This is a genomic window from Mycobacterium sp. NPDC004974 (assembly GCF_053600815.1).
Genome location: NZ_JBSGAQ010000019.1, coordinates 67065 through 91587 on the forward strand (window position 1 = coordinate 67065; position 24523 = coordinate 91587).

The 24523-nt window shown below is 65.0% G+C and carries 27 protein-coding genes; 14 read left to right on the plus strand and 13 right to left on the minus strand.

The genetic code is table 11. From position 1 onward, the window contains the following. Nucleotides 1-7 precede the first annotated feature (7 nt). From ACWEFV_RS29930 to ACWEFV_RS29945, 4 genes are all read right to left on the minus strand, one after another. Nucleotides 8-433: a DUF6319 family protein gene (locus tag ACWEFV_RS29930; RefSeq protein ID WP_450072909.1), complete on the minus strand. Its 426-nt coding sequence runs from the start codon at nucleotides 431-433 to the stop codon at nucleotides 8-10. A gap of 230 nt (nucleotides 434-663) precedes the next feature. After that, on the minus strand, nucleotides 664-993 hold the full coding sequence (locus ACWEFV_RS29935; protein ID WP_450072847.1) for a cupin domain-containing protein: 330 nt from the start codon (nucleotides 991-993) through the stop codon (nucleotides 664-666). Nucleotides 994-1038: 45 nt separating this feature from the next. Continuing rightward, nucleotides 1039-2127, minus strand: coding sequence for an LLM class flavin-dependent oxidoreductase (locus ACWEFV_RS29940; RefSeq protein ID WP_450072848.1), 1089 nt, complete (start codon nucleotides 2125-2127; stop codon nucleotides 1039-1041). A gap of 20 nt (nucleotides 2128-2147) precedes the next feature. Then, on the minus strand, nucleotides 2148-2669 hold the full coding sequence (locus ACWEFV_RS29945; protein ID WP_450072849.1) for a flavin reductase family protein: 522 nt from the start codon (nucleotides 2667-2669) through the stop codon (nucleotides 2148-2150). Between the two features lie 394 nt (nucleotides 2670-3063). Here ACWEFV_RS29945 and ACWEFV_RS29950 point away from each other — a divergent pair, with 394 nt between their 5' ends. The 6 genes from ACWEFV_RS29950 (at nucleotide 3064) to ACWEFV_RS29975 (ending at nucleotide 8941) form a co-directional block, all read left to right on the plus strand. Beyond that, nucleotides 3064-3834: an SDR family NAD(P)-dependent oxidoreductase gene (locus tag ACWEFV_RS29950; RefSeq protein WP_135451339.1), complete on the plus strand. Its 771-nt coding sequence runs from the start codon at nucleotides 3064-3066 to the stop codon at nucleotides 3832-3834. A 114-nt stretch (nucleotides 3835-3948) separates the two neighbouring features. After that, nucleotides 3949-4803: a mycofactocin-coupled SDR family oxidoreductase gene (locus ACWEFV_RS29955; RefSeq protein ID WP_135451340.1), complete on the plus strand. Its 855-nt coding sequence runs from the start codon at nucleotides 3949-3951 to the stop codon at nucleotides 4801-4803. 13 nt (nucleotides 4804-4816) lie between these two features. Further along, nucleotides 4817-5374, plus strand: coding sequence for an acyl-CoA thioesterase (locus tag ACWEFV_RS29960; RefSeq protein ID WP_135451341.1), 558 nt, complete (start codon nucleotides 4817-4819; stop codon nucleotides 5372-5374). Further along, nucleotides 5337-6428, plus strand: a complete 1092-nt coding sequence (locus ACWEFV_RS29965; RefSeq protein WP_450072850.1) for an S-(hydroxymethyl)mycothiol dehydrogenase — start codon at nucleotides 5337-5339, stop codon at nucleotides 6426-6428. Before ACWEFV_RS29960 ends, ACWEFV_RS29965 begins: the two co-directional genes overlap by 38 nt. Continuing rightward, nucleotides 6425-7057: an MBL fold metallo-hydrolase gene (locus ACWEFV_RS29970; protein WP_450072851.1), complete on the plus strand. Its 633-nt coding sequence runs from the start codon at nucleotides 6425-6427 to the stop codon at nucleotides 7055-7057. Before ACWEFV_RS29965 ends, ACWEFV_RS29970 begins: the two co-directional genes overlap by 4 nt. A gap of 411 nt (nucleotides 7058-7468) precedes the next feature. Beyond that, the gene (locus ACWEFV_RS29975) at nucleotides 7469-8941 is read left to right on the plus strand and encodes an APC family permease (RefSeq protein ID WP_135453423.1); all 1473 of its coding nucleotides are present in this window, start codon (nucleotides 7469-7471) and stop codon (nucleotides 8939-8941) included. A gap of 13 nt (nucleotides 8942-8954) precedes the next feature. On the opposite strand, the gene ACWEFV_RS29980 is transcribed toward ACWEFV_RS29975, so the two are convergent. Next, nucleotides 8955-9554 carry a TetR/AcrR family transcriptional regulator gene (locus tag ACWEFV_RS29980; RefSeq protein ID WP_286174750.1) on the minus strand — a complete coding sequence of 200 codons (600 nt, stop codon included), beginning with the start codon at nucleotides 9552-9554 and terminating at the stop codon, nucleotides 8955-8957. Between the two features lie 437 nt (nucleotides 9555-9991). Between ACWEFV_RS29980 and ACWEFV_RS29985 the strand changes: the two genes are divergently transcribed. Next, entirely contained in the window at nucleotides 9992-10234 is a 243-nt protein-coding gene (locus tag ACWEFV_RS29985) for a hypothetical protein (RefSeq protein WP_450072852.1), read from the plus strand. Beyond that, on the plus strand, nucleotides 10231-10884 hold the full coding sequence (locus ACWEFV_RS29990) for a 3,4-dihydroxy-2-butanone-4-phosphate synthase (RefSeq protein ID WP_450072853.1): 654 nt from the start codon (nucleotides 10231-10233) through the stop codon (nucleotides 10882-10884). Before ACWEFV_RS29985 ends, ACWEFV_RS29990 begins: the two co-directional genes overlap by 4 nt. 76 nt (nucleotides 10885-10960) lie before the next feature. Here the strand turns inward: ACWEFV_RS29990 and ACWEFV_RS29995 are convergent, their stop codons facing one another. After that, nucleotides 10961-12457 carry a potassium/proton antiporter gene (locus ACWEFV_RS29995; protein ID WP_450072854.1) on the minus strand — a complete coding sequence of 499 codons (1497 nt, stop codon included), beginning with the start codon at nucleotides 12455-12457 and terminating at the stop codon, nucleotides 10961-10963. Nucleotides 12458-12536: 79 nt separating this feature from the next. On the opposite strand from ACWEFV_RS29995, the gene ACWEFV_RS30000 reads away from it, so the two are divergent. Next, the gene (locus tag ACWEFV_RS30000) at nucleotides 12537-13229 is read left to right on the plus strand and encodes a potassium channel family protein (protein ID WP_450072910.1); all 693 of its coding nucleotides are present in this window, start codon (nucleotides 12537-12539) and stop codon (nucleotides 13227-13229) included. Between the two features lie 140 nt (nucleotides 13230-13369). Here the strand turns inward: ACWEFV_RS30000 and ACWEFV_RS30005 are convergent, their stop codons facing one another. Further along, the gene (locus ACWEFV_RS30005) at nucleotides 13370-14644 is read right to left on the minus strand and encodes a DUF222 domain-containing protein (protein WP_450072855.1); all 1275 of its coding nucleotides are present in this window, start codon (nucleotides 14642-14644) and stop codon (nucleotides 13370-13372) included. A 57-nt stretch (nucleotides 14645-14701) separates the two neighbouring features. Between ACWEFV_RS30005 and ACWEFV_RS30010 the strand changes: the two genes are divergently transcribed. Then, nucleotides 14702-15001, plus strand: a complete 300-nt coding sequence (locus ACWEFV_RS30010; protein WP_450072856.1) for a hypothetical protein — start codon at nucleotides 14702-14704, stop codon at nucleotides 14999-15001. A gap of 3 nt (nucleotides 15002-15004) precedes the next feature. On the opposite strand, the gene ACWEFV_RS30015 is transcribed toward ACWEFV_RS30010, so the two are convergent. From ACWEFV_RS30015 to ACWEFV_RS30025, 3 genes are all read right to left on the minus strand, one after another. Next, nucleotides 15005-16387 carry an NtaA/DmoA family FMN-dependent monooxygenase gene (locus ACWEFV_RS30015; protein ID WP_450072857.1) on the minus strand — a complete coding sequence of 461 codons (1383 nt, stop codon included), beginning with the start codon at nucleotides 16385-16387 and terminating at the stop codon, nucleotides 15005-15007. A gap of 19 nt (nucleotides 16388-16406) precedes the next feature. Then, nucleotides 16407-17567, minus strand: a complete 1161-nt coding sequence (locus tag ACWEFV_RS30020; protein ID WP_450072858.1) for an LLM class flavin-dependent oxidoreductase — start codon at nucleotides 17565-17567, stop codon at nucleotides 16407-16409. Nucleotides 17568-17721: 154 nt separating this feature from the next. Next, nucleotides 17722-18234, minus strand: coding sequence for a methyltransferase family protein (locus ACWEFV_RS30025; protein WP_450072859.1), 513 nt, complete (start codon nucleotides 18232-18234; stop codon nucleotides 17722-17724). A gap of 88 nt (nucleotides 18235-18322) precedes the next feature. Here ACWEFV_RS30025 and ACWEFV_RS30030 point away from each other — a divergent pair, with 88 nt between their 5' ends. Next, nucleotides 18323-18919: a TetR/AcrR family transcriptional regulator gene (locus ACWEFV_RS30030; protein WP_450072860.1), complete on the plus strand. Its 597-nt coding sequence runs from the start codon at nucleotides 18323-18325 to the stop codon at nucleotides 18917-18919. Here the strand turns inward: ACWEFV_RS30030 and ACWEFV_RS30035 are convergent. Genes ACWEFV_RS30035 through ACWEFV_RS30045 form a run of 3 tightly spaced genes read right to left on the minus strand, consistent with a single transcriptional unit; the run spans nucleotide 18916 to nucleotide 21360 of the window. After that, a complete protein-coding gene (locus ACWEFV_RS30035; RefSeq protein ID WP_450072861.1) occupies nucleotides 18916-19554 on the minus strand; it encodes a nucleotidyltransferase domain-containing protein in 639 nt (212 codons plus the stop codon). The genes ACWEFV_RS30030 and ACWEFV_RS30035 overlap by 4 nt on opposite strands. Further along, entirely contained in the window at nucleotides 19541-20347 is an 807-nt protein-coding gene (locus ACWEFV_RS30040) for a Fic/DOC family protein (protein ID WP_450072862.1), read from the minus strand. Before ACWEFV_RS30040 ends, ACWEFV_RS30035 begins: the two co-directional genes overlap by 14 nt. After that, nucleotides 20341-21360, minus strand: coding sequence for a putative nucleotidyltransferase substrate binding domain-containing protein (locus ACWEFV_RS30045; protein ID WP_450072863.1), 1020 nt, complete (start codon nucleotides 21358-21360; stop codon nucleotides 20341-20343). Before ACWEFV_RS30045 ends, ACWEFV_RS30040 begins: the two co-directional genes overlap by 7 nt. A gap of 171 nt (nucleotides 21361-21531) precedes the next feature. On the opposite strand from ACWEFV_RS30045, the gene ACWEFV_RS30050 reads away from it, so the two are divergent. Genes ACWEFV_RS30050 through ACWEFV_RS30060 form a run of 3 tightly spaced genes read left to right on the plus strand, consistent with a single transcriptional unit; the run spans nucleotide 21532 to nucleotide 24521 of the window. Next, nucleotides 21532-23073, plus strand: coding sequence for an amino acid permease (locus ACWEFV_RS30050; RefSeq protein ID WP_450072864.1), 1542 nt, complete (start codon nucleotides 21532-21534; stop codon nucleotides 23071-23073). 3 nt (nucleotides 23074-23076) lie between these two features. Next, nucleotides 23077-23904 carry an urea amidolyase associated protein UAAP1 gene (locus tag ACWEFV_RS30055; RefSeq protein WP_450072865.1) on the plus strand — a complete coding sequence of 276 codons (828 nt, stop codon included), beginning with the start codon at nucleotides 23077-23079 and terminating at the stop codon, nucleotides 23902-23904. Then, the gene (locus ACWEFV_RS30060) at nucleotides 23901-24521 is read left to right on the plus strand and encodes an urea amidolyase associated protein UAAP2 (RefSeq protein ID WP_450072866.1); all 621 of its coding nucleotides are present in this window, start codon (nucleotides 23901-23903) and stop codon (nucleotides 24519-24521) included. The genes ACWEFV_RS30055 and ACWEFV_RS30060 overlap by 4 nt, the downstream gene beginning before the upstream one ends. Nucleotides 24522-24523: the final 2 nt, after the last annotated feature.

Here is a 24523-nt window from a genome sequence, read left to right on the forward strand (position 1 = left end):
AGCCCCCTCATTCCAAGTCGGAGAGGGCCTTTCGGGCAGCTTCGAGTTCGGCCTCGAGTGCGGCGACCTTGGCGGCCTGCTGGGAGCGTGCCTCCTCGATCACCTCGTCGATCGGAGTGGAGAGGTCCTCGTGCAATTCCTTGGCCGCACGCGAGACGGCAGCGGCCGCGACCGCGACGTTGCGAGCCAGGTAGGTGGTGCCCTGCTTGAGCTCGGCGTGCCATTCGCCGTCGGCGGTACCGGTGACGGTGAGAGTCAGCTCGATCGTCTTGGCTTTCTTGCTCACTGCCTTCTTGGCTGGAGCCTTCCTCGGCTTCTCGTCGGTAGGAGCTTCAGCGGCGGGCGTCGGTGTGCCATCGAGAGGAGTAACCAAGTCGTCGGGAGCGTCGGACTCGGTAGGTGAGGTTTCTGCTACCTGAGCGTCTACAGTCATCGTCACGCGAAACTCCTTCTGAACATCGCCCGCAGTAAGCGGGATGGGCGGCGTCCAGTATTAGAACACACGTTCGACGGTTTGGGTCAACCTGTGCGCGTGTCGGGCCACGAGGGTCACGGGTCGCATGGCGGCACCCGGTGAAATGTTCTGGTCCCCAAAGACATCGCGAAGCAGACGCCGCAGGTGGGCGATGCGGGGCACCCTTTCGGACGCCCCGCACCAATTGTCTAGCTGTTTATGACGAACACCTTGCGGATGGTTTCGTGAACCTTCCAGGTGGTGACCTCGCCGGCGTCGATGAAGACGAGATCCCCGGCCGCGACGTCGATGCTGTCGCCGTTCTGGCCGCTTACCGTGGCCTTGCCGGCGAGGATGACGACGGTCTCCTGTCCGGGGAGATTCGCGTGAGTGCCCGGTTCGGCCTGCCAGACTCCGTGGAACTGTGTGTCCTCGGCATTGGCGTATAGCCGCTGCAAACGCACTGCGGCATCGCTGTCGGGGCGGGGCTTGTCCTCCAGGTCGATCGTCACCGGGTCGAACTTGCGGATGGTGGCCATATCCTTCTTTCGGTCGTGCTGAGTGGGTTTCTTTGGGGATACCGGCTATTCGCCGGTCAGATGGGCCAGGGCGGGGCGGACCTTGGTGCCCATCAGTTCGAAGCTGCGGCGGTACACGTCGGGCTCGTCGTAGTACTCGTGGCAGAAGGTGACCATGCTGCCGAAGCCTCCGACGTTCTGGTATAGCTCCTCGACCTTGCCGATAACCGTGTCCGGCGAACCGACGATGAGGAAGTTCTCTACCATCCACTCGATCGACAGGTCCTCGGGGGCGATCGTCCCGCCCGAGATCAGATCTCCGATGTGGAGCTTGTTTACGAACGTCGGGATGTTGTACTCGCCCCACAGCTTGCCCAGCGCACCGTTGTACACGCGGTCGAGGGCTTCGTCGTCCGTCTCGGCGACGAAGTAATCCCTGCAGATGCGCCAATCAGCGCGTGATGGCGTGCGTCCGGCCTCGGCGGCCGCTTTCGAGTAGGCGTCCCAGTGTTGAACGAGTACCCACTCGTGCACCTGCTGACTCATCGGGATCGCGCCCCGTCGCCCGGCCTCGGTCAGGGATGGCGAACTGGGTTGCATGCCGGTGATCATCAGCGGGATACCAGGCTGCTGGAGCGGTTTGAGATGGGGGCCGACGATATTGGGATCGAATGCCGGCATATCGACGGAGAAGAACTCGCCTTCGATCTTGAACGGTCCGGTCCGGGTCCAGATCGCTTCGATGATGTCGAGGGCCTCGACGAGCATCTTCGGATTGTTCTTGCCCGTGCCGAACAGTTGTGCATCGCTCGGGTAGGCACCCGGTGCGACACCGGCGATGTACCGGCCGCCGGTCATGTGATCCAGCCACATCATGCGATGCGCCAGGCCGACGGGATTGTGGTAGGGCAGCAAGTGGGCAGCTGCACCTAGCGTGATGTTGGACGTGAGCTGCGAAGCGGCGGCGATCATCTGGTCCGGTGCAGGGGACGGCTCGTCACCGAGCGTGTAGTGCTCGGCGAAGAACGCCTCGTCCAATCCGTACTCGTCGGCCCACTTGGTGATCTGCAGATCCCAGTCGATGACCTGGCGCGCAGTCCGCCGGCCTGACGAGTATCCCAGGGCATAAGGGATGTTGAAGACTCCGAATTTCATTGCACCAGTTTCCTTTCGATTCAGATGTGACAACAGGAGTTCAGGCGGGGGAAGCCCGACCGATGAAATACCAACGGCGCCATGGCGTGATGTTCGTGCGGTGACACGCTGGCGCCCAGGACCTTCGCCACCACGATCGTGTGGTCGCCGCCGTCGTAGTGGGTCTCGGCGCGGCAGTCGATCCAGGCACTGGCACCGTCGAGCCTAGGGCCGCCCTCAGTGGCATCGGACGTGTAGCCGATGCCCGCGAACTTGTCCGCGCCGCTCTGTGCGAACTGGCGGGCCAATCCGGACTGATGCTCGGCGAGCACGTTGACCAGGAAACGCCCACCAGTGGCAATCCGCGGCCAGCTCACCGATGTCTTCGCAACCGACAGGAGCACGAGTGGAGGATTCAGTGACAACGAGAGAAAGGACTGGATGGTCATCCCGATAGGTTCGGAATCACCTGTGGCCGTGATTATTACGACTCCAGTGGGGAAGTGTCCGAGTACTGACCGCATCGTGGATTCATCGACATGCGAATTCTCAGGGGTGCTCATGGAACGTCATCCTTGCGCCGGGTGCTCAACCATTCCGCTATATATGAACATTTGTTCAATGTTGCGATGAAGGTACTCGCAGACCCACCGGCCGTCAACCGTTTGGGTGCGGGAGTTTCTACTCGGCCATGTGGCGTCCTGGTGAACACGGAAACGGGTTGTTGAAAACTGCTGCAGTGAAGGTCATTTCAGCCCGGTTTGATGTGGCATCGGTTTGATGATCGGTCGACCAGTGGTCGGGGGTTGACAGCTCGAGGGTGGGAAGTGATCATGGATCCACCCAAGGTTGAACAAAAGTTCAAATTGGAAAGCCTGGTCCTCCTCGGCCGGCCCGTGCGGCATCCGGACACGCAGGTGGAGAGAGCGAACAACTGACAGGAATGGAGTAGCGAACGTGACTCTTGAGTTCGCCGGCAAGACGGTACTGATCTCGGGGAGTGCCCGAGGTCAAGGCGCCGCACACGCAATGCGTTTCGCCGAGGAGGGTGCCAACGTCGTCGTCTCCGACATTCGCGACGAGCTCGGGGAGGGCGTCGCCGAGCAGATCCGGCAGAAGGGTGGTCGGGCTGTCTATCAACACCTGGATGTCCGAGTCACGGATCAATGGGATCAGGCCGTCGCCCGCGCCGAGGAGGAATTCGGCGGCCTGGACATCCTGATCAACAACGCCGGAATCGTCAGCTGCGATGCGGTCGACGCGTGCAGCGATGACACCTGGGGCACCGTGCTCGATACGAACGCCGCCGGAGTGTTCAAAGGTATGCGCGCGGCAGTCCCGGCGCTGAAACGGGCCGGCGGCGGCGCGATCGTGAACACCGCATCGATGATGGGTGTCGTCGGATCGTGGGGCTACGCGGCCTACGTGTCCAGCAAGTTCGCCGTCGTCGGGTTGACGAAGTCGGCTGCACTGACCTATGCCGCCGACAACATCCGGGTGAACGCTGTCGCCCCGGGCTGCGTTGATACCCCCATGCTCGACGAGGAAAAGGCAATCATGGCATCGAACCCCTACTGGGACTTCGACGAATGGGTTGCCACACAGCCGATCTCAAAGATTGCCCAGCCCGAAGAGGTCAGCGAGCTGGTGCTGTTTCTGGCGTCGGACCGCACCCGCTACTGCACAGGCGGCGTGTATCCCATCGACGGCGGTTCCACCGCGGGCTGAACATCGCTGGTGCACCCGGCCGTCCTTCCGCGGCCGGCCCCACCACGCGCAACGTGTGCCCTCGGACAGAAGGCACCCCGATGTCGACTCGACACTGAAAGAGGAGTTCCAAGAATGGGTTTACTGGACGGAAAAGTCGTCTTCATCACCGGTGGAGCCCGGGGGCAGGGACGTGCGCATGCCGTCGCCTCCGCACGTGAGGGTGCCGACGTGGCCCTGCTGGACCTCGCACACGATATCGACACCGTCGGTTATCCGCTGGGCACCGCAGATGATCTCGAGCAGACCGTGTCGCTCGTCGAGGAGTTTGGCCGGCGCGCTCTGCGTTTCACCGGTGATGTTCGGTCGCAGTCCGATCTCGACAGTGCGGTAGCGGCGACCATCAGCGAGTTCGGAAAGATCGACGCACTGATCGCCAACGCGGGTATCTGGGCTACGGGCCCGTTCTGGGAACTCTCAGACGAGCAGTGGTCGGACATGATCGGGGTCTGCCTGACCGGGGTGTGGCGATCCGCAAAAGCGGTGGCACCGCACATGATCGAGCGTCAATCGGGCTCGATCGTCATGACGTCCTCGGTGGACGGCCTGGAACCGGGCGGGATCTACGCCCACTACACCGCCGCCAAGCATGGTGTTATCGGATTGATGAAGAGCGTGGCGCTTGAATTGGCGCCCCATGGTCCGCGCTGCAACTCGGTCAATCCGGGAGCGGTGGATACCCCGATGCTCGACAATCAGCCCGGCTATGACCTGATCTCGGGCCATCCAGGCGGTACCCGGGAAGATCTCGTCGAGGGCGGTCACCGGTTCAATGTTCTGAGAGGCACTGACCTTCTCGACCCGATGGAGATCGCAAACACCGCGGTCTATCTGAACTCGGATCTGGCCGCCAAAGTTACCGGTACGACGGTGTTGGTAGATGCCGGGCACATGCTACTGACCGGCTATAACCACAGCCCGGTCCGCTGAGACGCGAGCGTAAATGAGCGGTTCCGCACTCAGCGCGAACTCGCCCCCGAGTGACTGCCGGTCCCTGGTCATGACGGTCCTGATGACACCCGATATGGCCAACTTCTCCGGAAATGTGCACGGAGGTGCCATATTGCGGATACTCGACCAGGTCGCCTACTCGTGTGCGAGTAGCTATGCCAAGAGTTATGTGGTGACGTTGTCTGTCGACCGGGTGCTGTTCCGCGATGCCATCCATGTCGGGGAACTCGTCACCTTCGCTGCGTCGGTGAACTACACGGGTCGGACATCGATGGAGATCGGCATCCGGGTCGACACAGCAGACATCCTCACCGGTGCGTCCAGACACACCAACAGCTGCTACTTCACCATGGTGGCCGTGGACCATGCCGGCGTGCCGGTGGACGTGCCGACCCTCGTTCCGCAAAACCCAGTTGAGACACAGCGATTCAACTCCGCGAGGTTGCGACGTAGGGCGCAACGCCGGCAGTTCGACAGCGCCCACGGGTGCGACCAGACAGGAGAAAGAAAGAATGAGTCAGACCGTTCGGGGTGTGATCTCCCGGAGTAAGAAGCAGCCCGTTGAGTTGGTCGACATTGTCATTCCCGATCCGGGTCCCGGCGAGGTGGTGGTCGACATCATCGCCTGCGGGGTGTGTCATACCGACCTGACTTACCGCGAGGGCGGAATCAACGACGAGTATCCGTTCCTGTTGGGCCATGAGGCCGCGGGCACCGTCGAATCGGTGGGTGAGGGCGTCACCCACGTCGAACCCGGTGACTTCGTGATCCTGAACTGGCGTGCGGTGTGTGGGGAGTGCCGGGCCTGCAAGCGGGGCCGCCCGCAGCTGTGCTTCGACACCCACAACGCGGCACAGAAGATGACGCTGACCGACGGCACCGAGCTGACCCCGGCGCTGGGCATCGGCGCCTTCGCCGACAAGACCCTGGTGCATGAAGGCCAGTGCACCAAGGTCGATTCGGCGGCGGATCCGGCGGTGGCCGGCCTGCTGGGCTGCGGCGTGATGGCCGGCATCGGTGCGGCGATCAACACCGGCGCGGTGACCCGCGATGACACCGTCGCGGTGATCGGCTGCGGTGGGGTGGGTGATGCCGCGATCGCCGGTGCCGCCCTGGTCGGGGCCAAGAAGATCATCGCGGTGGATCTTGATGAGCGGAAGCTTGTCCAGGCCCGTGAGTTTGGTGCCACCCATACCGTGAATGCGGCTCAGGTTGATGTGGTCACCGCGATCCGGGAGCTGACCGGTGGCTTCGGTGCTGATGTGGTGATCGATGCGGTGGGGCGGCCTGTGACGTGGGAGCAGGCGTTCTACGCGCGCGATTTGGCCGGCACGGTGGTGCTGGTCGGTGTCCCGACCCCGGACATGACACTGCAGATGCCGTTGGTGGACTTCTTCTCCCGTGGTGGGTCGTTGAAGTCGTCCTGGTACGGCGACTGCCTGCCCGAGCGTGACTTCCCGACCTTGATCTCGCTGTACCGTCAGGGCCGGCTGCCGTTGGACAAGTTCGTCTCCGAGCGCATCGAGCTGGACGCGATCGAGGACGCGTTCCACAAGATGCACGCCGGCGAGGTCCTGCGCTCTGTCGTGGTGTTGAAGAAATGAGCGGCCCCGCCCAGATCCAGCGCGTGGTCACCAGCGGCACGTTCGAGCTCGACGGTGGCAGCTGGGACGTCGACAACAACATCTGGATCGTCGGCGATGACTCCGATGTGGTGGTGTTCGACGCCGCCCACACCGCGGACCCGATCATCGAGGCCGTCGGCGGGCGCAACGTCGTCGCGGTGGTCTGCACCCACGGCCACAACGACCACATCACCGTCGCCCCCGAACTGGGCAAGGCACTCGACGCGCCGGTGCTGCTGCACCCGGCCGACGAGATGCTGTGGCGAACAATCCATCCGGACGAGGATTTCCGTCCGATTGTCGATGGGGTCGGCGTGTTCGCTGCTGGTATCGAACTGCGGCCGTTGCACACTCCGGGGCACTCGCCGGGATCGGTGTGCTGGTCGATCCCGGAACTGAACGCGGTGGTCTCCGGCGACACCCTATTTGCGGGCGGGCCGGGTGCCACCGGACGGTCGTTCTCGGACTTCCCGACCATCCTGGAATCGATCTCCAAGCGGCTGGGCCTGCTGCCCGGTGAGACGGTGGTCTACACCGGCCACGGCGACACCACCACCATCGGCAACGAGATCGTGCACTACGACGACTGGGTGGCCCGCGGCCACTGATAGGTATGCCGAGGGCGTGAATTCGCCCGCACCCGGAGAGGTCACCAACGCACATCGGGGCGACCTCTCCGGGTTGTGTCATCGCTACGGCCAATCGGCCGCATTGCAAGACTGGTTCACGATCACCGATTGACGGTGCCCGGGCCGGCCAACGCAGCCATTCTGCGCTCTGGCCGGTCCGATTTTGGTTTGTCGACTATCTGGTCGCAATCTCTAAAACCGCAAGGCGGCAAGGTATTTCGCCGAAATAGCCGCTCGGCTGCGCTGTGTGCGGTATTGCGCGAACATCTAGCACGGATGACGCAATCAGGCATTGACGTAGATCACACATGCGCTTATATTTTCCATCGGTTGAACTTTTGTTCAAAGTAGGCCGCGGCGAGACATGTCTCAGAAGGAGACCGTATCGAGATGACCACCACCCAAGACCCGACGGAGAGTGCGGGAGTGACGCCGCAGCAGCTCGTCGGTCGCCTGACCACGACCAAGTTGATCCTCACCGTGCTTGCCATGTCGGCTCCGCTGGGAGCGGTCGCCGGGATTGTGCCGCTGGTGATTTCGGAAGGCAATGGCATCGGTGCGCCGATGACCTACGCGGTCATGGGCCTCATCTTGCTGATGTTCGCCGTCGGTTTCACCACGATGGCACGCAATTTCCCTCGCACGGGCGCGTTCTACGCCTACATCACCGGCGGCCTGGGTAAGCCGATCGGCTTGCCGGCCGCTTTCCTCGCTCAGCTCGGTTATCTTGCTCTGCTGGTGGGCACGTACGCCTTCTTCGGCGACTCGGCCAAGGTATTGATGGTCTCGCTCTTCGGGGAAGCCTTTGTGCCGTGGTGGATCTGGGCGATCGCGCTATGGGCCGCGGTGTCGGCACTGGGGCACTTCAACGTCGAACTGTCCGGCCGCATCCTGAGTGTTCTGATGGTTCTTGAGGTCGTCATCGTCTTGATCTTCAACGTCAGCTTGACCGCCACGGGGGGACCTCACGGACTGCAGTTCGAGTCGTTCACTCCCTCGGCGTTCACCTCTGGTTCGGTCGGGGTAGCCATTCTCTTTGCGAGTGCCACGTTCCTCGGTTTCGAGGGAACCGCGATCTACCGGACCGAAGTCAGGGATCCCGCACGGACGGTGCCACGTGCTACGTACCTGGCGATCATCCTGATTGGCCTCTTCTACGTGTTCTCGTCGTGGGCGCTGGTCACCTTCTACGGCGTCGACGGTGCGGTGGATGCCGCGAGAGCGGACTCGACCGGAATATTCGCCGCTGGGCTGCGTTTCTATGCCGGCGACGTGGTCGCGGAGATCATGACTTGCATGGTGGTGACAAGTCTCTTCGCTGCCACTTTGTCCGCTCATAATCCATTGGCGCGCTACACGTTTGCACTTGCACGCGATGGTGTGTTGCCGCCGGCGTTGGGTCGCGTGCATCCGAGGCACGGGTCCCCGGCAATCGCCTCCGCAACGGTGTCGACCGTCGCGCTCGCGCTTACCCTCCCGTTCGTCTTCCTGGACGTGAATGCCGTGACGTTCTATTCGTGGATGTTCGGTATCGGCACGTACGCCATCCTGACTCTGATGGCGCTGACCTGTCTTGCCGTGCTGGTGTACTTCCGCCGCGTGCCGCATCAGGAGCGTCCGTGGAATACCCTGATCGCGCCTGGCCTGGGCCTGGCCGGTCTGATCACGATGCTGGCGATCAGCAGCTACTACTTCCCGTTGCTCGTCGGTGGCAACTTCGCCATCGGACTGGGGCTGCAGCTGTTCATTCTCGGACTCGCAGTATTCGGATTCGTTCTCGCTCTGGTGTGGCGCCGGACGCGCCCCGACGTCTACAGCAGGATCGGTGGCGAGGCAGCGACACCCGAAGGCGTCGATGTTTAACCCAGCGGTGCCGTCAGCCGGCCTTGGCCACTTTCCTGGAGGCGTTCTTGCGCTTGCCGGCTTTCGGCTTCTCCTGGCTCAGGATCAATCGGAACAGCGGTTCGGCGTCGCTCGCGGACTTCACCGAGCCGCCCATGACCAACTGGACACCGATACCTTCCCAGGCCGCTTCAAGACGTTGGGCTGTTTCGCTGCTGTAGAGGCGCGCGAGTTCCGAGCGGGTGGAAGCCGACCAGTTCTCGACCAACTTGTGATACGCGGGATCGCGAACGGAGTGGGCGTAGATCTCGAAGAGCAGGATTCGGTCCTTCTCGTCGCCGTACATGACGGAGAGCAGGTGGAGCACTGCGGCTACCAGCGTGTCCTCATCGACAGCAGTTCGGAACGGCGGCATGAAGCGGTCGCTCTGCGTTTGCACCCAGGCCGCAAACGCCTCGAACATCAGTTCATCGATGTTCTCGTAGTGATAGCTGGCCGAGCCGAGGGCAACAGATGCCGCGGCGGCGACGCGGCGGTGGGTGACTCCCTTGACGCCGTACTCGCTGGCCACGTCGAGAGCCGCTTGCCGCAAAGCGGCCCGTGTCGGTTCGGACCGGATGTTGTCTCGGGGCACCTGAGCTCTGCCTTTCCGCACCGTTCTTTCAACGTATGTTCATGGCTCAGAGTAACAGGGCGCCGGGGCGTACCTGTGCACGACAGGTGCGGTGAAGTGGTTCATACGAACACATCTCGGTCCTGTCGGACCAGGTCGACGATGCCGATCCGGCTTTCGCGGCCAGTCTCGCCGAAAATGCCGCAACGCATGGCTTTCCTCAACCAAATCAACAGTGGTGGGAGATGATGGTGGGACAGGACAGCGCACCGATTGTGCGCGAGCGAGCAGCCCAATCCAGTTCCGGCGCAAGGGCGCAAACTTCCAGTCGGCAATCGCGGAAGGTTCCCACGGCGGCCGCAGCTCCTGGTGATGTCGATACTCTCTCGGGATTCGATTGGGATTTGGTCACTTTCGTGGTCCGGTGGGCTCGGTACGGTGGGCCTGACCCTGAAGAGGTGCTCCCGAACTTCGGGATGAGCTGCGCTCGCCTGCGTGAACGCCTCGGGCAGATCGTGGAGTACACGGATCGCCATCCCAACCGGGTGACCACCGCACAACGGGAACTCGTTGGGCGTGCGGAGCGCTGGTTGTCGACGGTTGACGCCGGTCGGCCCAACGCCACGCGGCCCGGTGGCGCTGACCTCCTCGAGTTGCTCGGCCGGCCGACGTTGAGGCGAGGGGTCTGGCGGTGGCGGTGAGCAGCGCATCTCAGGGCCTCGACGAGTTCGCACCCGCGCGTGTCGCTCAACTGCCACAGGGCTTCGAGGCAACGGTGGCCGATTATGCGCAGGGGGACCCGATCATCATCGGCTACGGTGCCGAATGTTTGATGGCCCTTGCCGGGGCCCAGGCGACGCCCCACGGGACGGCCGAATTGGTCCGCCACGGAGCCGGGGTGATCTTCGTTGCGATGCACAGTCAACGGCTAGACGCCCTGCGCATCCCGCCTATGCCGGCCGATCATGGCTCTCGGTGCCCAAACAGCTACGTTGCCGTGGATGCGTCGAGCGGAATCAGCACCGGCATTTCGGCATTCGATCGGGCCACGACCATCAGGAGGCTCAGTGACCCCGACAGCACACCGGATGTTTTTCGACGCCCCGGCCATGTTCTACCGGTGGCGGCCGACCTGGTCGTAGGAGCGGTTGCCACGGCTCCGCAGATCGCGCTGATGTTGGCGTCTCTCGCCGGCATCGAGCCCGCGGTCGTAGCTTTCACTGCGCTGCCTTCGGTGGAACATCCTTGGGAGAACGCCACTTCGGTTGAAGGTCGGCGCATCGCTGAGCGATTGGGCCGCAGTTTCATCGACAGGCAGACGATCGCGGCCGCCTTCTACGGTTGTCGGTAGTCGGCGCGGGTCTTATCCCGTCGTTCCGGCCGAGGCCGGAGTGCGTCGTTGGACGATCGCCAGCGGCGATACTCGTTCAGTCCTCCAGCCCGTATTCGTCGAACCAGTAGGCGAGTTTGCCGCGCCGGCTCACGGCACGCATCCGCGCCTCGGCGGCGTGCCGCGTCTTGCTGGTGGTGACGATGAGCAGTTCGTCGCCGACGGCGATGCGGGTGTCCGGCAGCGGGACGAACGTGCGGCCGTTGCGGATGATCAACGTGATGACCGCGGGATCAGGAAGCCGCAATTCAAGGATCGTCACGTTGTGGAGCCGGGAATGGGGCTGTACGGTCATGGTCAGCAGCTCGGCGTCGAGCACATCAAGCGGTGCGGCTTCGACCTGGATCTCGCGGGTGATGTCGCGGGTGATCAGCCCCAATGCATTGGCCACGAATCGAATACTGGGCGCCTGCACCAGGGTGAAGATCACCACGAGGACGAACACGATATTGAGCAGCCGGTAGCTGTCGGGCACACCGGCGACGATCGGGAAGGTCGCCAGCACGATCGGCACCGCACCGCGTAACCCGGCCCACGATAGAAAGAGTTGTTCGCGCAACGGGATCCGGAATCCGGCCAGGGACAGCACGACCGATACCGGCCGGGCGATCAGCAGCAGCACCAGCCCGATGACGATCGCCGGGATGATGTCGCCGGCCAGATCGTGCGGGTTCACCAGCAACCCGAGGAGCACGAACAGCCCGATCTGGGCCAGCCAGCCCACCCCCTCGGCGAAGGAACGGGTGGCGGACTTGTGCGGCAGGCCCGAGTTTGCGAGGACCACCGCGGACAGGTACGCGGCGATGAAACCGCTCGCGTGGGCACTGCCCGCGGCGGCGAACGCAATGAAACCCAGCCCGAAGGTAGCGATCGGGTAGAGACCCGAGGCGGGCAGCGCGATCCGGCGCAAGGCGAACGCACCGGCGAACCCCACGCCCAAGCCCAGCAGAGAACCGGTGACCAGTTCGTAGAGCAGGTCGGTGATGGCACCTTCGGGGTGGAACACGAACGGCACCACGCTGAACATCAGCACGAGGATCACCGCGGGCGCGTCGTTGAAACCGGATTCGGCCTCCAACAGGCCGGCCAGCCGTCGCGGCAGCGGCAGGATCCGAAGCACCGAGAACACCGCGGCCGCGTCGGTGGAGGCCACGATCGCCCCGAGCAGCAGCGCGAGTTGCCAGTCCATGCCCAGCAGCAGGTGCGCACCGAAAGCGGTGATGAGGGTGCTGACCACCACGCCGACGGTGGCCAGCACCGAGGCGGGTGCCAGTACGCCGCGGATATCGGAGAACCGAGTGGTCAAACCACCTTCGACCAGCACGATCGCCAGTGCGGTGGTGCATACATTGCGGGCCAGTTCGACGTTGTTGAACTCCAACCCGATCCCGTCGACGCCCAGCACCATGCCGACGAGCAGGAAGAACAGCAGGCTGGGGAACCCGATCCGGGTCGCCACGCGCGTGCCGATGATGCTCGCCAGGAGCACGATGCCGCCGGTGAGCAAGGTCAGGTACAGCTGGTTCAGGCTCATCGGGATTTAGTTAATCAGGACGAAGGGCCGTGAGTGTGCCGTGCGAATAGGCGAAAATGGCTGAGTGGCGGAACGGAACATGCGAGTGGTGGTTGCCGGTGCGGGCAATGTGGGCCGTTCCGTTGCGCGCGAGTTGCTCGAGAACGGTCATAAGGTCTTGCTGATCGAGCAGCTGCACCGCCGATACGAGCCGCACACGGTGCCGGGCGCCGACTGGTTGCTGGCCGACGCCTGCGAGCTCTCGGCGATGGAGGAGGCCGGGATCGAAACCTGCGACGTGCTGATCGCCGCCACCGGTGATGACAAGTCCAATCTCGTGGTCGGGTTGCTGGCCAAGTCCGAGTTCGGCGTGCCGCGGGTGGTGGCCCGCATCAATGACATCCGTAACCAATGGTTGTTCGGTCAGGACTGGGGCATCGATGTCGCGGTGTCGACGCCGGGCTCGTTGGTGGCCGGTGTCGAGGGCGCCATCGATGTCGGGCACATGGTGCGGTTGATGACACTGCGCGGGGGCCGGGTGGAGCTGACCAAACTCACGCTGCCCGAAGACAACCCCGTGGTCGGTCAGCGGGTGGACCGCCTGGATCTGCCGGTCGACACCGCCCTGGTCACCGTGGTCCGCGGCAACAAGGTCAGGTTGCCCAAGCCCGACGATGTGCTCGAAGCCGGCGACGAGCTGCTGTTCACCGCCAACCGCACCTCGGAGAATTCGCTGCTGGCCGCCATCCACGGTGGACAGTTCCTCAGGGAAGTGGTTTCCGAGGAGCCGTAGGTCGTCGTCGCCTTTCTCGACAAGGTCGCACTCGCGATCCAGTCGGCTGTGCCATCAGCTCACCTGATGTGCAAACACTTCCGGCAGGTCAGCGCGCCCTGGACCACCAGGGCTGGCTGCATCCGACATGGCCCCAGGGGCTAGGCGACTTTCGGTGGTGGTTGGGGTTGGAAGGGTTGGTACCACCACCATTCGGCGCGTTCCCCGGTCGGTCCGGGACACGGTGGAACATCCGGTGGGGGTGTCGTGGGTGGACGGGCCAGCGACCCGCCGTGCAACGGTCTGCCAGCACTGTCGGTGACCACCAGCCGATCAGCGGGCCCGGTGATCGTGATGAGGCGGCGGTGGTGCAGCCGGTGGTGATACGGGCAGACCAGCACCAGGTTGTCCAGTTCGGTGGATCCGCCGTCCTCCCAATGCACGATGTGGTGGGCGTGCAGACCGCGGGTGGCCCCGCAGCCAGGCACCGCACAGCAGCGGTCGCGGTGCTCGAGGGCCCGGCGCAGCCTGCGGCTGATCTGCCGGGTGCTGCGCCCGGCGCCGATCACCTGCCCGGATCGTTCGAACCAGGCTTCGTAGGTGGTGTCGCACAGTAGGTAGCGTCGTTCTTCGTCGGTCAGCAGCGGCCCTAGATGCAGTGCGGCGACCGGTTTGTCGCCGTCCTTGTCCAGGTCGACATGCACGACCACCGTGGTGTGCTGCCCATGCGGACGACGCGCCGCCTCGGTGTCCCAGCCGGCCTCGATGACACTCATGAATGCATCCACGCTGTCGGGAAACGGCTGCTGCTGCCCGTTGTCGCCGTCGGAGTGGTTGTCGTCGGTGTCGTGATCGCGCTTCCAGTCGGCGATCAGCCCATCGTGATGGGCTTGCCGGGCGGCGTCGAACTTCGCCGCCTCGATCCGCGGCAACCGGATCCGGTAGGTCGTGTACTCGTCGTTGACGGTTTTGGTGATCGAGCGTTCGGGTTCGGGCTGTGCATCGGGTTCGGGGCGTGGCTCGAGCTGTACGGCCGTGCGCAGCTGAGTAACCGTCGCCACCGCCGCCAACTCCGCATAGTGCTCATCGGATCCGTCGGCAGCCTTCTCGGCGATCACCCCGACCTGATCCAGCGACAGCCGACCCTCCCGCATGCCTTCGGCGCAGCGGGGGAACTCCTCGAGCCGCCGCGAGACGGCCACCACGGTCTCCGCGTTGCGCGGGCTGACGCCGGTCTTCCAGGCCACCAGCGCCTTCATCGAGCGGGCGCCGGTGGTACCGCACAACTCGTCGCGTTCCATCTCGGCGACGATCTCGACGATGCGTCCGTCGATCGCGTTACGTTGGCCGGTCAGCTCCTCCAACTCCTCGAACAACGCCTCCAACCGCTGCGCAGGACTCACTTCAGCGTCGAAAGTGGCTGCGGCCGAGGACATAACCCCATCATCGCAGAGGGGTACGACAAGTTCTGGATCAAGCTTTAGTCTGATGCCATGGACGCCGAAGACGCCGAACCGGAACGCCGGCTGGTCATCAGGGTCAACTCGAACGCCAAGATGTCGCGCGGTAAGGCCGCGGCGCACGCGGTGCATGCGGCGCTCAAGCTCTACGGCATCGAATACGAGCATCCGGTCATCGTGATCGGCGGTAAGCCCGACGAGATCCTGGCGCAGACGGTGCACGTGCGCGACGCCGGGCGCACCGAATTGGAGCCCGGCACACTGACTGCGGGGGCGAGCTGGGAGTACAAGGACCGCACCGAACCCGACGAGGCCGACGAGGCCGACGATTAGCCGCTAACCCGTTGCGGCCGTGTGCTCCGCGTGCCCCGGATGCTCGGGCAGCGTCAATCCCAGATGCTCGCGCAGGGTCGTTCCCTTGTAGTCGGTGCGGAACACGCCGCGCTCCTGCAGGAGCGGGACGACGCGCTCGACGAACGGGTCGAGCCCGCCCGGGGTGACGTGGGGGACCAGGATGAATCCGTCGCTGGCATCGGATTGCACGAGAAGGTCGATCGATTCGGCGATCGTGGCGGCCGACCCGACGAAGTTCTGCCGCCCCGTCACCTCGACGATGAGCTCGCGGGTGGTCAGGTTCTGTGCCTCGGCCTTGGCGCGCCATTCGTTGGCGACCGCGATCGGGTCCCGGTGCATCCGCACACTGGCCCGGCCCTTGGCGATGGTGTTCTCACCGACCACCGGGTCGACCGAGGGTAATGGCCCGTCCGGGTCGTGATCGGAAAGGTCCCGGTTCCACAGCTGTTCGAGGAACTTGATCGCGGTGGCGGGGGACACCTGGGCCAGACGCACCTCGTGGGCCAGGTCGGCGGCCTCGTCGTCGGTGTCCCCGAGGACGAAGGTGGCCGCGGGCAGGATCAGCAGCTGGTCGTGATGGCGGCCGTACTTGGCCAGGCGGCCTTTGACGTCGGCATAGAACTTCTGACCGTCCTCGAGCGTCCCGTACCGCGAGAAGATGGCATCGGCGGCCGCCGCGGCGAACTCACGCCCGCGATCGGAGTCCCCGGCCTGGAAGATCACCGGACGCCCCTGCGGGCTGCGGGGGACGTTGAACCGGCCACTGATATCGAAATGATCGTTGCGGTAGGCGAACTCACCGGCAGCCGGATGGGACAGGAATTCACCCCGGTCTTTGTCGGCGACGACTTCGTCACCGTGCCAGGAGTCGAACAACGTATGGGTGGCGGCCAGGAAGCTCGTGGCGCGCTCGTAGCGCTGGTTCTCGGGCAGGAAGCCGCCGCGGCGGAAGTTCTCGCCGGTGAAGGCATCCCAGGAGGTGACGACGTTCCAGGCGGCCCGGCCGTCGGACAGGTGGTCCAGCGAGGCGAATTGCCGTGCCACTTCATAGGGTTCGTTGAAGGTCGAGTTGATGGTGCCGGTCAGCCCGAGCCGATCGGTCACCGCGGCCAGCGCCGCCAGCACCGTGAAGGTGTCCGGGCGCCCGACGACGTCGAGGTCATAGATTTGGCCGCCTTGTTCGCGCAGTCGCAGCCCCTCGGCCAGGAACAGGAAATCGAACTTGCCGCGTTCAGCGGTCTGCGCAAACCGGACGAACGAATCGAATTCGATGTGGCTTCCGGATTCGGGGTCGCTCCACACCGTGGTGTTGTTGACCCCCGGGAAATGTGCGGCCAGGTGAATCTGCTTGACAGGCTTGCTCATGGGCGTTTCCTGGTCCGTGTCAGACGGTCGTATAGCGGTTGGCGGGGCGGGTGAGGCCGAGCAGCCCACGCAGCGTGGATGCTTCGTAAGCCTCGCGGAACAGACCGCGGCGCTGCAGGTCGGGGACCAGTGCATCGGTGATCTGCTGCAGATCGTGTGGCAGGGATGCCGGGCGCAGCCGGAAGCCGGTGGCGCCGGCGGTGTGCCAGTCCTGCAACAGATCGGCCAATTGGCTCGCTGTCCCGACGAAAATCTCGGCGTCACTGCGGTATTCGGTGCCGGCCAGCTCATCGAGGCGGTCGCGTCGGGCCTGCGCCGCATCGGTCGTGTGGTCGAGGAACACCACCAGGTCGGCGAATACCCGCACCGGCGGGGCCTGCGTGGGGCGGAGCGCGGCGATGGAGTCGACCAGGGCGGCGACTTCGTCGGGGCTGTGCGGGGTGACGAAGCCGACGTCAGTGTTGTCCGCAATGAGTTGGTAGGCGGGGTCGACGTGGCCGAGCGCGGCCACGATGGGTTGTCCCTGCGGTGGCCGCGGGGTGATGGAAGGCCCCTTCACCGAGAATGTCGCGCCCTCGAAATCGATGTAGTGCAGTTTGTTTCGGTCGATGAACCGTCCACTGGCCACGTCGCGGATCTCGGCGTCGTCCTCCCAGCTGTCCCACAAGCGGCGCAGCACTTCCACGTAATCCGCTGCTTCGCCAAACAATTCGGTAGTGAGCGTGGCGCGGTCCTCGGGCAGTTCGCGCCGGCCGAAGTGGGCTGCGGCATCCCGGCGGGAGGACACCTGGACCCGTACCCCGGCCCGGCCGGTGCTCACGTAGTCGAGTGTCGCGATGGCCTTGGACGCGTGGAACGGCTCGGTGTGGGTGGTGACGACGGTGGGCACCAACCCGATGTGTCGGGTGCGGGGCGCGACGCGCGCCGCGATGAGCACGGCGTCGAGGCGGCCGCGCACTCGGTCGGTGCGGTCGTCGGGGCGGAATGGATGATCGGACTGCAGCGTGAGTCCGTCTTCGATCGTGACGAAATCCAGTAGTCCGAGTTCGGCCTGGCGGACCAGGTCGGTCCAGTACCGCGGCGAGAGTGTTTCGCCCGCGCGGGCCAGCGGCTCGCGCCAGGATGCCGGGTGCCAGCCGGTGCCATCGAGTGCGACGGCGAGGTGCAGTGGGGTGCCCATCGACGGTTCTCACTTTCAGTCGCGGTCTCTGGCGACAACGCGAGCTCACACCCGGGTAATCCCGGGCGGGTGCCGGTGCGAGTGTCCAACCCAGTTTGACCTGCCTGAAGAGATCGGCGCAGGGTGATGCGAAACCGGTGATGGTCGGCGGGGGTCAGGCCTGGGCCCAGGGTGTCACCCGGGGAATCCACCGCGGCACGTGCCGGCGGTACGCCTCGTACTGCGCGCCGAACCGCCGGAGGAGGTGCGGTTCCTCGATGGTCGGGATGGCGATGGCGACGATCGTGGCGAACAGGGCGAACCAGGCGAACAGCCAGGGGGAAGCCGTAGCGACGGCGGTACCGAGCTGGATGCAGAACACCGCGGTCATCATCGGGTTCCGGACGTGCCGATACGGTCCCCGCAGGACCAGGTGGACCGGGGAGCCGATACCCAATGTCCCTTCGCCGACGTGGTCGAACAACACCTCGGTCCAGACCAGGAACCACAGCCCGAGCGCGATCAGTGTTCCTCCCACGAGGGCGAGGAGGAGGCCTGTCGGGGTGCTGAGGTCGGGTGCTTTCACCCCGGTAAGCCAGATGATCAGGCCCGGAATGAAGACCGTCATGGTGGCCGGGGCAATCAGCACGGAGATCAGGTGTCGCCACCAGAGGCGCCGATTTGTCATGTCGAACTCCTTTCTTCAACTCATGTTGAAGAAAAACGCTACGCTCGCCTCCTGCATAGGTCAACGGGTGTTGAAGTAAGCTCCGGCCATGTCGGAGACCCGGCGGAGCGGCCGGTGGCGCACCGGTCAACAGAACAAACAGCGGATCATCGATGCGGCCCGCGAGCACTTCATGCGCGCCGGCTATGAGCGCGCGACGGTGCGCGGAATCGCCACCGATGCCGGGGTCGATGTCGCGATGGTCTACTACTTCTTCGGCAACAAAGAGGGCTTGTTCAATGCGTCGGTGCTCGATACTCCGCAGCATCCGTTGCACCAGTTGGCGCTGTTGCTCGACGAGGGAACCGCGGATATCGGCGCACGTCTGGTCCGTGACGTCGTCCAACGCTGGGACGCCGCCTCGTTCGATCCCTTGCTGATGGTGTTCCGGTCCGCGGGCGTCCAGCCGTTGGCGCGCAAGCTCTTACACGATTCCCTGGCCGGACCGGTGGCCCAACGGGTGGCGACGGAGTTCGGCGTCGACGATGCCGAGCTTCGAGTCGAATTGGTGACCGTGCACCTCGTCGGACTGGCGTTCGCGCGGTATCAACTCAAGATCGAACCGATGGCGTCGGCCGGTGTCGACGAGCTCGTCGCCTGGATGGGGCCGACCGTGCAGCGCTACCTGACGGATCCGAATCCCTAAGCGCGTAATAGAGCCGACCAGGGATGGTCGGGGCAGAGCCGGGTCAGCCAGCTCAGGAGCCGTGTTCGCCCCGTGCTCGTCAGTCGTGGTGCTACGCGGCGGAAGTCCTGCTCGTCTTTGGCGGCAGTGCGGTGCGCCTTGAATAGGAGCGCGACTTCCGGCACCAGGTAGGGGATTCCGTCGCGGAAGCCGATCAGTTCCGGGTAGGGCAACGTGATCGACGGATCGCGCCGACACAACCATTGATCCCCGCTGTGCGGCTCGCGGAAGACATCGAGGTGATACCGCCCGGTGGTCGGGTCGCGGCACCAGGTTTGGTGCAGGGCGGGGTGATCGCTCACGTCCGAGTAGGGCCACAACCGGCCGGCACCTGCCACGTCCCAATCGAATCCGTCCAGTGCGGCGGCGATCTGCGGAAAGTCTCGGCGGGGAACGGCAATCTCGATGTCGGCGTGTGGCCGCGGCGGATCACCGAGGTACAGGTCGATCGCCCATCCTGCGGCTACGCACCACGGAGTATCGACGCCGGCCAACCGGCGGGCCACCTCGGCCGGAGTCCATGGGTCCCAAAGCTGGTCGGCCTCATCGGCGCTTATTGCCAGGCCGTGCGGGGGAAGGTCATCAGACATCGGCATCCAATATCCTCCGTGGCCGCAGCCGTCCGCGCAGCACCGCCATGATCGGGCGCGGATCGGCGCGCCCGTCGCGCCGGAACGGCATCGAGTCCCGAGATGCACTGATCCACTCGGAGCGGGCCATGTCATCGAGGAACAACCGGCGACCGGCCCGGCCGGCGAGCAGATGCAACAGCAGCGTTCCGGTGCGCCCATTGCCTTCGCGGAACGGATGGATCTGGTTGTAGTCGGCATAGATTCGGGCCAGCCGATAGGACAGCGTGCCGTCGTCGATCTCGGTGCCCTCGTCGGTGAGTCTGCCGATCTCGGTGTGCAGTGCCTCCAGGGCGTGTGGAATGCGGGCACACGGGCCGAACGCGCTGTCACCCTTGCGGAGTTCGACGATGCGCGGCTCGCCTGCCCACGCGTACACATCCCCGAACACATGCTGATGCAGTGACCGGATGTCCAGATCGGTGTCCTGGGTGCGCAGGTGCACCTGCAGGATTCGGCCGGCGGTCGCCACGAATTCCAGCTGCGCGAGCACCGTTGCGTCCTGCACGCCGAAGTTGTTGCGCAGCACCGACGTTCCCGGGATGAAATACGGGCGGCGGCGGGCGAACACCCGGCGGCGTGGCGGTGGGGCAGAGGTGGGGAGTTGCCGCCCCAGGTACTCGCCGAAGGTCTCCGCACCGGACAGTAAGGCGGTCAGGGAATCGATCTGCTCCGGTGTGGGCTGCCAGCCCTCCAGGCGTTCGGCGGCGATGGTCTGGGCCAGGGCATGACGGTCGGCCCCATCGAGTTCGGCTACCACGAGGAGAACGTCGAGGTCGACGCCAGGTAGTCGAGTTTGCGTCGGACGCCGGTGAGTTCACGCCCGATGCTGCGCAGGGCGGTGCGGTCCTGCGGCGGGAGTTCTGACAATTCGACCCGCTCCGCGAAACCGGCGGAGTCGCCGTCGGAAGCCGGCCAGCGGGCGGCCCGCACCCGCCAGCGGATGCTCGACCCGATCGCGTGACATTTCGCAAGCACCCGGGCGTCGTCGGCATCGAGGTAGCGGGTGCCGGCCGCCGCGGCGATCCGGTCGGCGGTGGGCAGTGCGTCGGACCCGCAACTCAGCGCGGCCCAGCGTGCGATGCGGACAACCGGGTCCACCGCGGCGAGTTTGATGTCGACGCTGCCCTCGCTGGACGTCAGCGCGCGTAGCCGAGACGGGACGTGGGCGCGGGGGAAGGTGGAGTCCTGCAGCATCGCGGCCAGCGCCGCGGGTTGCGCCCGCGCTGCGATACCGACCTGATCACGGATGTCGGGTCCGTCACCGACGGGGACGGCGTCGGCCAGCAGGCCGATCATCACCACACCTCGATCGGCAGCCGGGTCGGCGGCCCACCGGCCGATGCCGACCGCCCAGTCCTGGGCGGTGCGGTTGAACCGCGTCCGGGAGGCGACTGCACCGTTGTCGTCGGCACGGATCCCGCAACAGGCCAGTAGATCGTGGACATGCGCGGCCTGCGTCAGAGCCGACTCTACTGTCACGTCGGGGCTGCGGACCACCAGGGTTTCCAGGTCTGATCCAGGCAGTGCATCGCCGCGGCCGACGCTGCCCGAGGTGTACCAGTAGAGGCGGGGGGTCACCAACCGCGCTGCGGTCGACAGCGCGGCGCGGACCACGGCCGACCACGCCTCGGCGACCGGGGCGGCCCCGACGCGGGTGTCGATCACTTTTGTCACCGCATCGTGGGCTGCGGCAGCGGCCGTCACCAGGTCGCCCTCGCTGTCCGCCGACGCGATCCGCCGGTGGGCATCGTCCAACGGAGCCACAGCCATGTCGGCGATTGTGACAGGCGATGGGTCCGGTGAGGATTCGGCAACCCAATGCTTACTGCTGGCTACATGAACGAAACACGTGGGTGACAGCTCGGACACGCCGAGAGGCTTATCTGTCAAGTGACAGTTAAGGAGCTGGCGGCATCGCCCCCGAGCCTGAGAGAAACGCCTATGACCAGCAGCGCTACCGAGAGCCAGCGAGATGTGGCCGGCCGTCTTGGCGACCATGACGACCTGGCCGAGTTTGGTTACGACCAGCAGTTGCACCGTCGGCTCGGCAAGTTCGAATCGTTCGCCGCGGGCTTCTCGTTCGTGTCCATTCTGACCACCATCTTCCAGTTGTTCGGCCTCGGGTTCGGCTTCGGCGGTCCCGCCTTCTTCTGGACCTGGCCCGCGGTGTTCCTCGGCCAGTTCCTCGTTGCGCTGTGCTTCGCCGAGTTGGCCGCGCGCTACCCGATCTCGGGGGCCATCTATCAGTGGTCCCGGCGGATGGGTGGCGAGGTGATCGGCTGGTTCGGCGGCTGGTTCATGATCCTGGCGCAGATCGTCACCGCGTCGGCTGCGGCGATCGCGCTGCAGGTGGTGCTGCCCACGATCTGGTCCGGATTCCAGATCATCGGCGAGGACCCGGCCCTGACCTCACCGAGCGGGGCGGCCAACGCGGTACTGCTCGGCACGGTCCTGCTGGTGCTCACCACCACGATCAATTGCCTTGGTGTCAAATGGATGTCGCGCGTCAACAGCGCCGGCGTGATCTGCGAGATCGTCGGTGTCATCGCGGTCATCGGGGTGTTCTTCACCCATGCCCAGCGCGGCCCGCAGGTGGTTTTCGACACCGGCCACGCCGGCGGCCAACCCGGCTACGTGTGGGCCTGGATCATGTCCGGGCTGATGGCGGCCTACGTCATGGTCGGTTTCGGCTCGGCGGGTGAACTCGCCGAGGAGACCCGCAATCCGCGTCGCGTCGCGCCCCGCACCATCCGTCTGGCCCTGTCGGTCTCGGCACTCGGCGGCGGGCTGATGATCTTGGGCGCGCTGATGGCGGCCCCGAGCCTGACCGACGGACGCCTGGCCACCGAAGGTCTGCCGTACGTACTCGACACCGTGCTGTCCTCACCGTGGGGCACGGTCCTGCTGATCGACGTCTGTATTGCGATCACGATCTGTACCTTGGCAATTCAGACGGCCGCCTCCCGGCTGATGTTCTCGATGGCACGTGACGGGCGACTGCCGGCGTCGGCGATCCTGTCCCGGGTCAACAGCCACACCGGAACACCCATCTGGCCGTCGGTGCTCATCGGCCTGCTGTGCATCGGGGTGTTGCTGGTCAACGTCGGCAATTCGGCGATCTTCGCGACCCTGGCCAGCGTCTGCATCATCCTGATCTACCTGGCATATCTGCTGGTGACCGCTCCGCTGCTGTATCGCCGGCTCAAAGGCTGGCCGGCCCAGCGCAATCAGGTCGATGCCGAAGGGTTGCCGCTGTTCTCACTCGGCAAATTCGGCCTCGTCGTGAACGTCCTGGCGGTGCTCTACGGCGCCGTGATGATCGTCAACCTCGGGTGGCCGCGTGCCGAGATCTTCAACCCCACAGGTGAACTGCCGATCCTGCAATGGGCCGGACCCCTGAGCATCGCGGCCGCCGTCGTCCTCGGCGCACTGTGCTTCCCGCGCGGCAAGACCCACCCCAATCCCGTCACGATCGGAGCCTGACCGATGACTACCGCGACAACCACAGGCGCCCGCGACCACGCCCGGGCCCAGGCCGGCACCCTCACCGACTCGATGCCCGTCGTACCAGCATCGGCGTGGCCCACGCCGCCGCAGAACGTTGCACCTGAGCAATTGACGTGGGCTGAAACAGTTCCCGGCGGCCGCTACACCAGCAAGGTGCTGGCCCGCGGCACCCGGCTGCGTTTGCGTGATCTGGACGGCACCGCGTGCGCTCACCTGCTGCTGTGGCGGGCCGACGCACCCTGGGAGCGGCTCAACGTCGCCGACACGGTGAAAGTGCCCTGGCAGGCCTACCTTTCGACAGGACATCCGCTGCTCAGTGACCAGGGGCGGGTGCTGGCCACCCTGGTGTCGGACACCTCGGGGCACCACGACGCGTTGTGCGGCACGACCACCCGGACCGGCAATGCGGTCAAATACGGTGCGGGCGAGGTGGAGTCATCCAGCCCTGCCGGGCGTGAACTGCTCGCCCTAGCCGCGCTCAAGAACGGCCTGACCCGTCGCGACGTGGCACCGAGCCTGTCTTTCTTCCACGGTGTGCGGGTGGACGCCGACGGCACGCTGGTGTCCACCGGATCGGCCGGTGCCGGCACCGCCGTCGAACTGGTCACCCATCTCCCGCTGATCGTGGCGATCGCCAATACCGCCCACCCACTGGATCCGGCACCGCAGTTCACCGTCGGCCCGCTTGAGGTCCTGGCTTGGTCGGCGCCCGGCGACCTGGCCGAGATCGGCGCCACGGTCGGTGACCGCGATCCCGAATATCAACGCGCCTACCTGAATTCCGAAGACGTTTGGAGTGCCCGATGACGATCACCGCCGCCAACACCCTTGTCGATGAAATCGTCGCACCGCGCGCCCCGTGGTCGAAGATCGTGTGCGCCGGGGATGTGCTCACCATCGTCGACCTGTACGGCAACCAAGCTGTGGACACCCTGTTCTACGGCGCCGAGGACCACACCGTGCGCTACAGCGCTCCGGCCACGATAGTGGCACAGGGCAACATCTTCCTGACCACCGGATCGGTACTGCGCGACAGCGACGGCGAGCCGATGCTGACCATCGTCGATGACGAGGTCGGTTATCACGACACCCTCGGCGGGGCCTGCTCGCAGGAATCGAACACCTTGCGCTACGGGCACCACACCAAACACCAGCACGCCTGCGTGGAGAACTTCATCGGCGAGGGTGCCCGGTGGGGGCTGACCAAGGCCGACATCGTCAGCAACATCAACTTCTTCATGAATGTCCCGGTGGACCCCGACGGCTCACTGGGCATCGTCGACGGCCTCTCCGCTCCGGGTAAGACCGTGTCGCTGCGCGCCGAGATCGACACCTTGGTGCTGGTGTCGAACTGCCCGCAGATCAACAACCCGTGCAACGGATTCGACCCGACGGCCGTGCGGATGATCGTGACGCGCCCGTGACC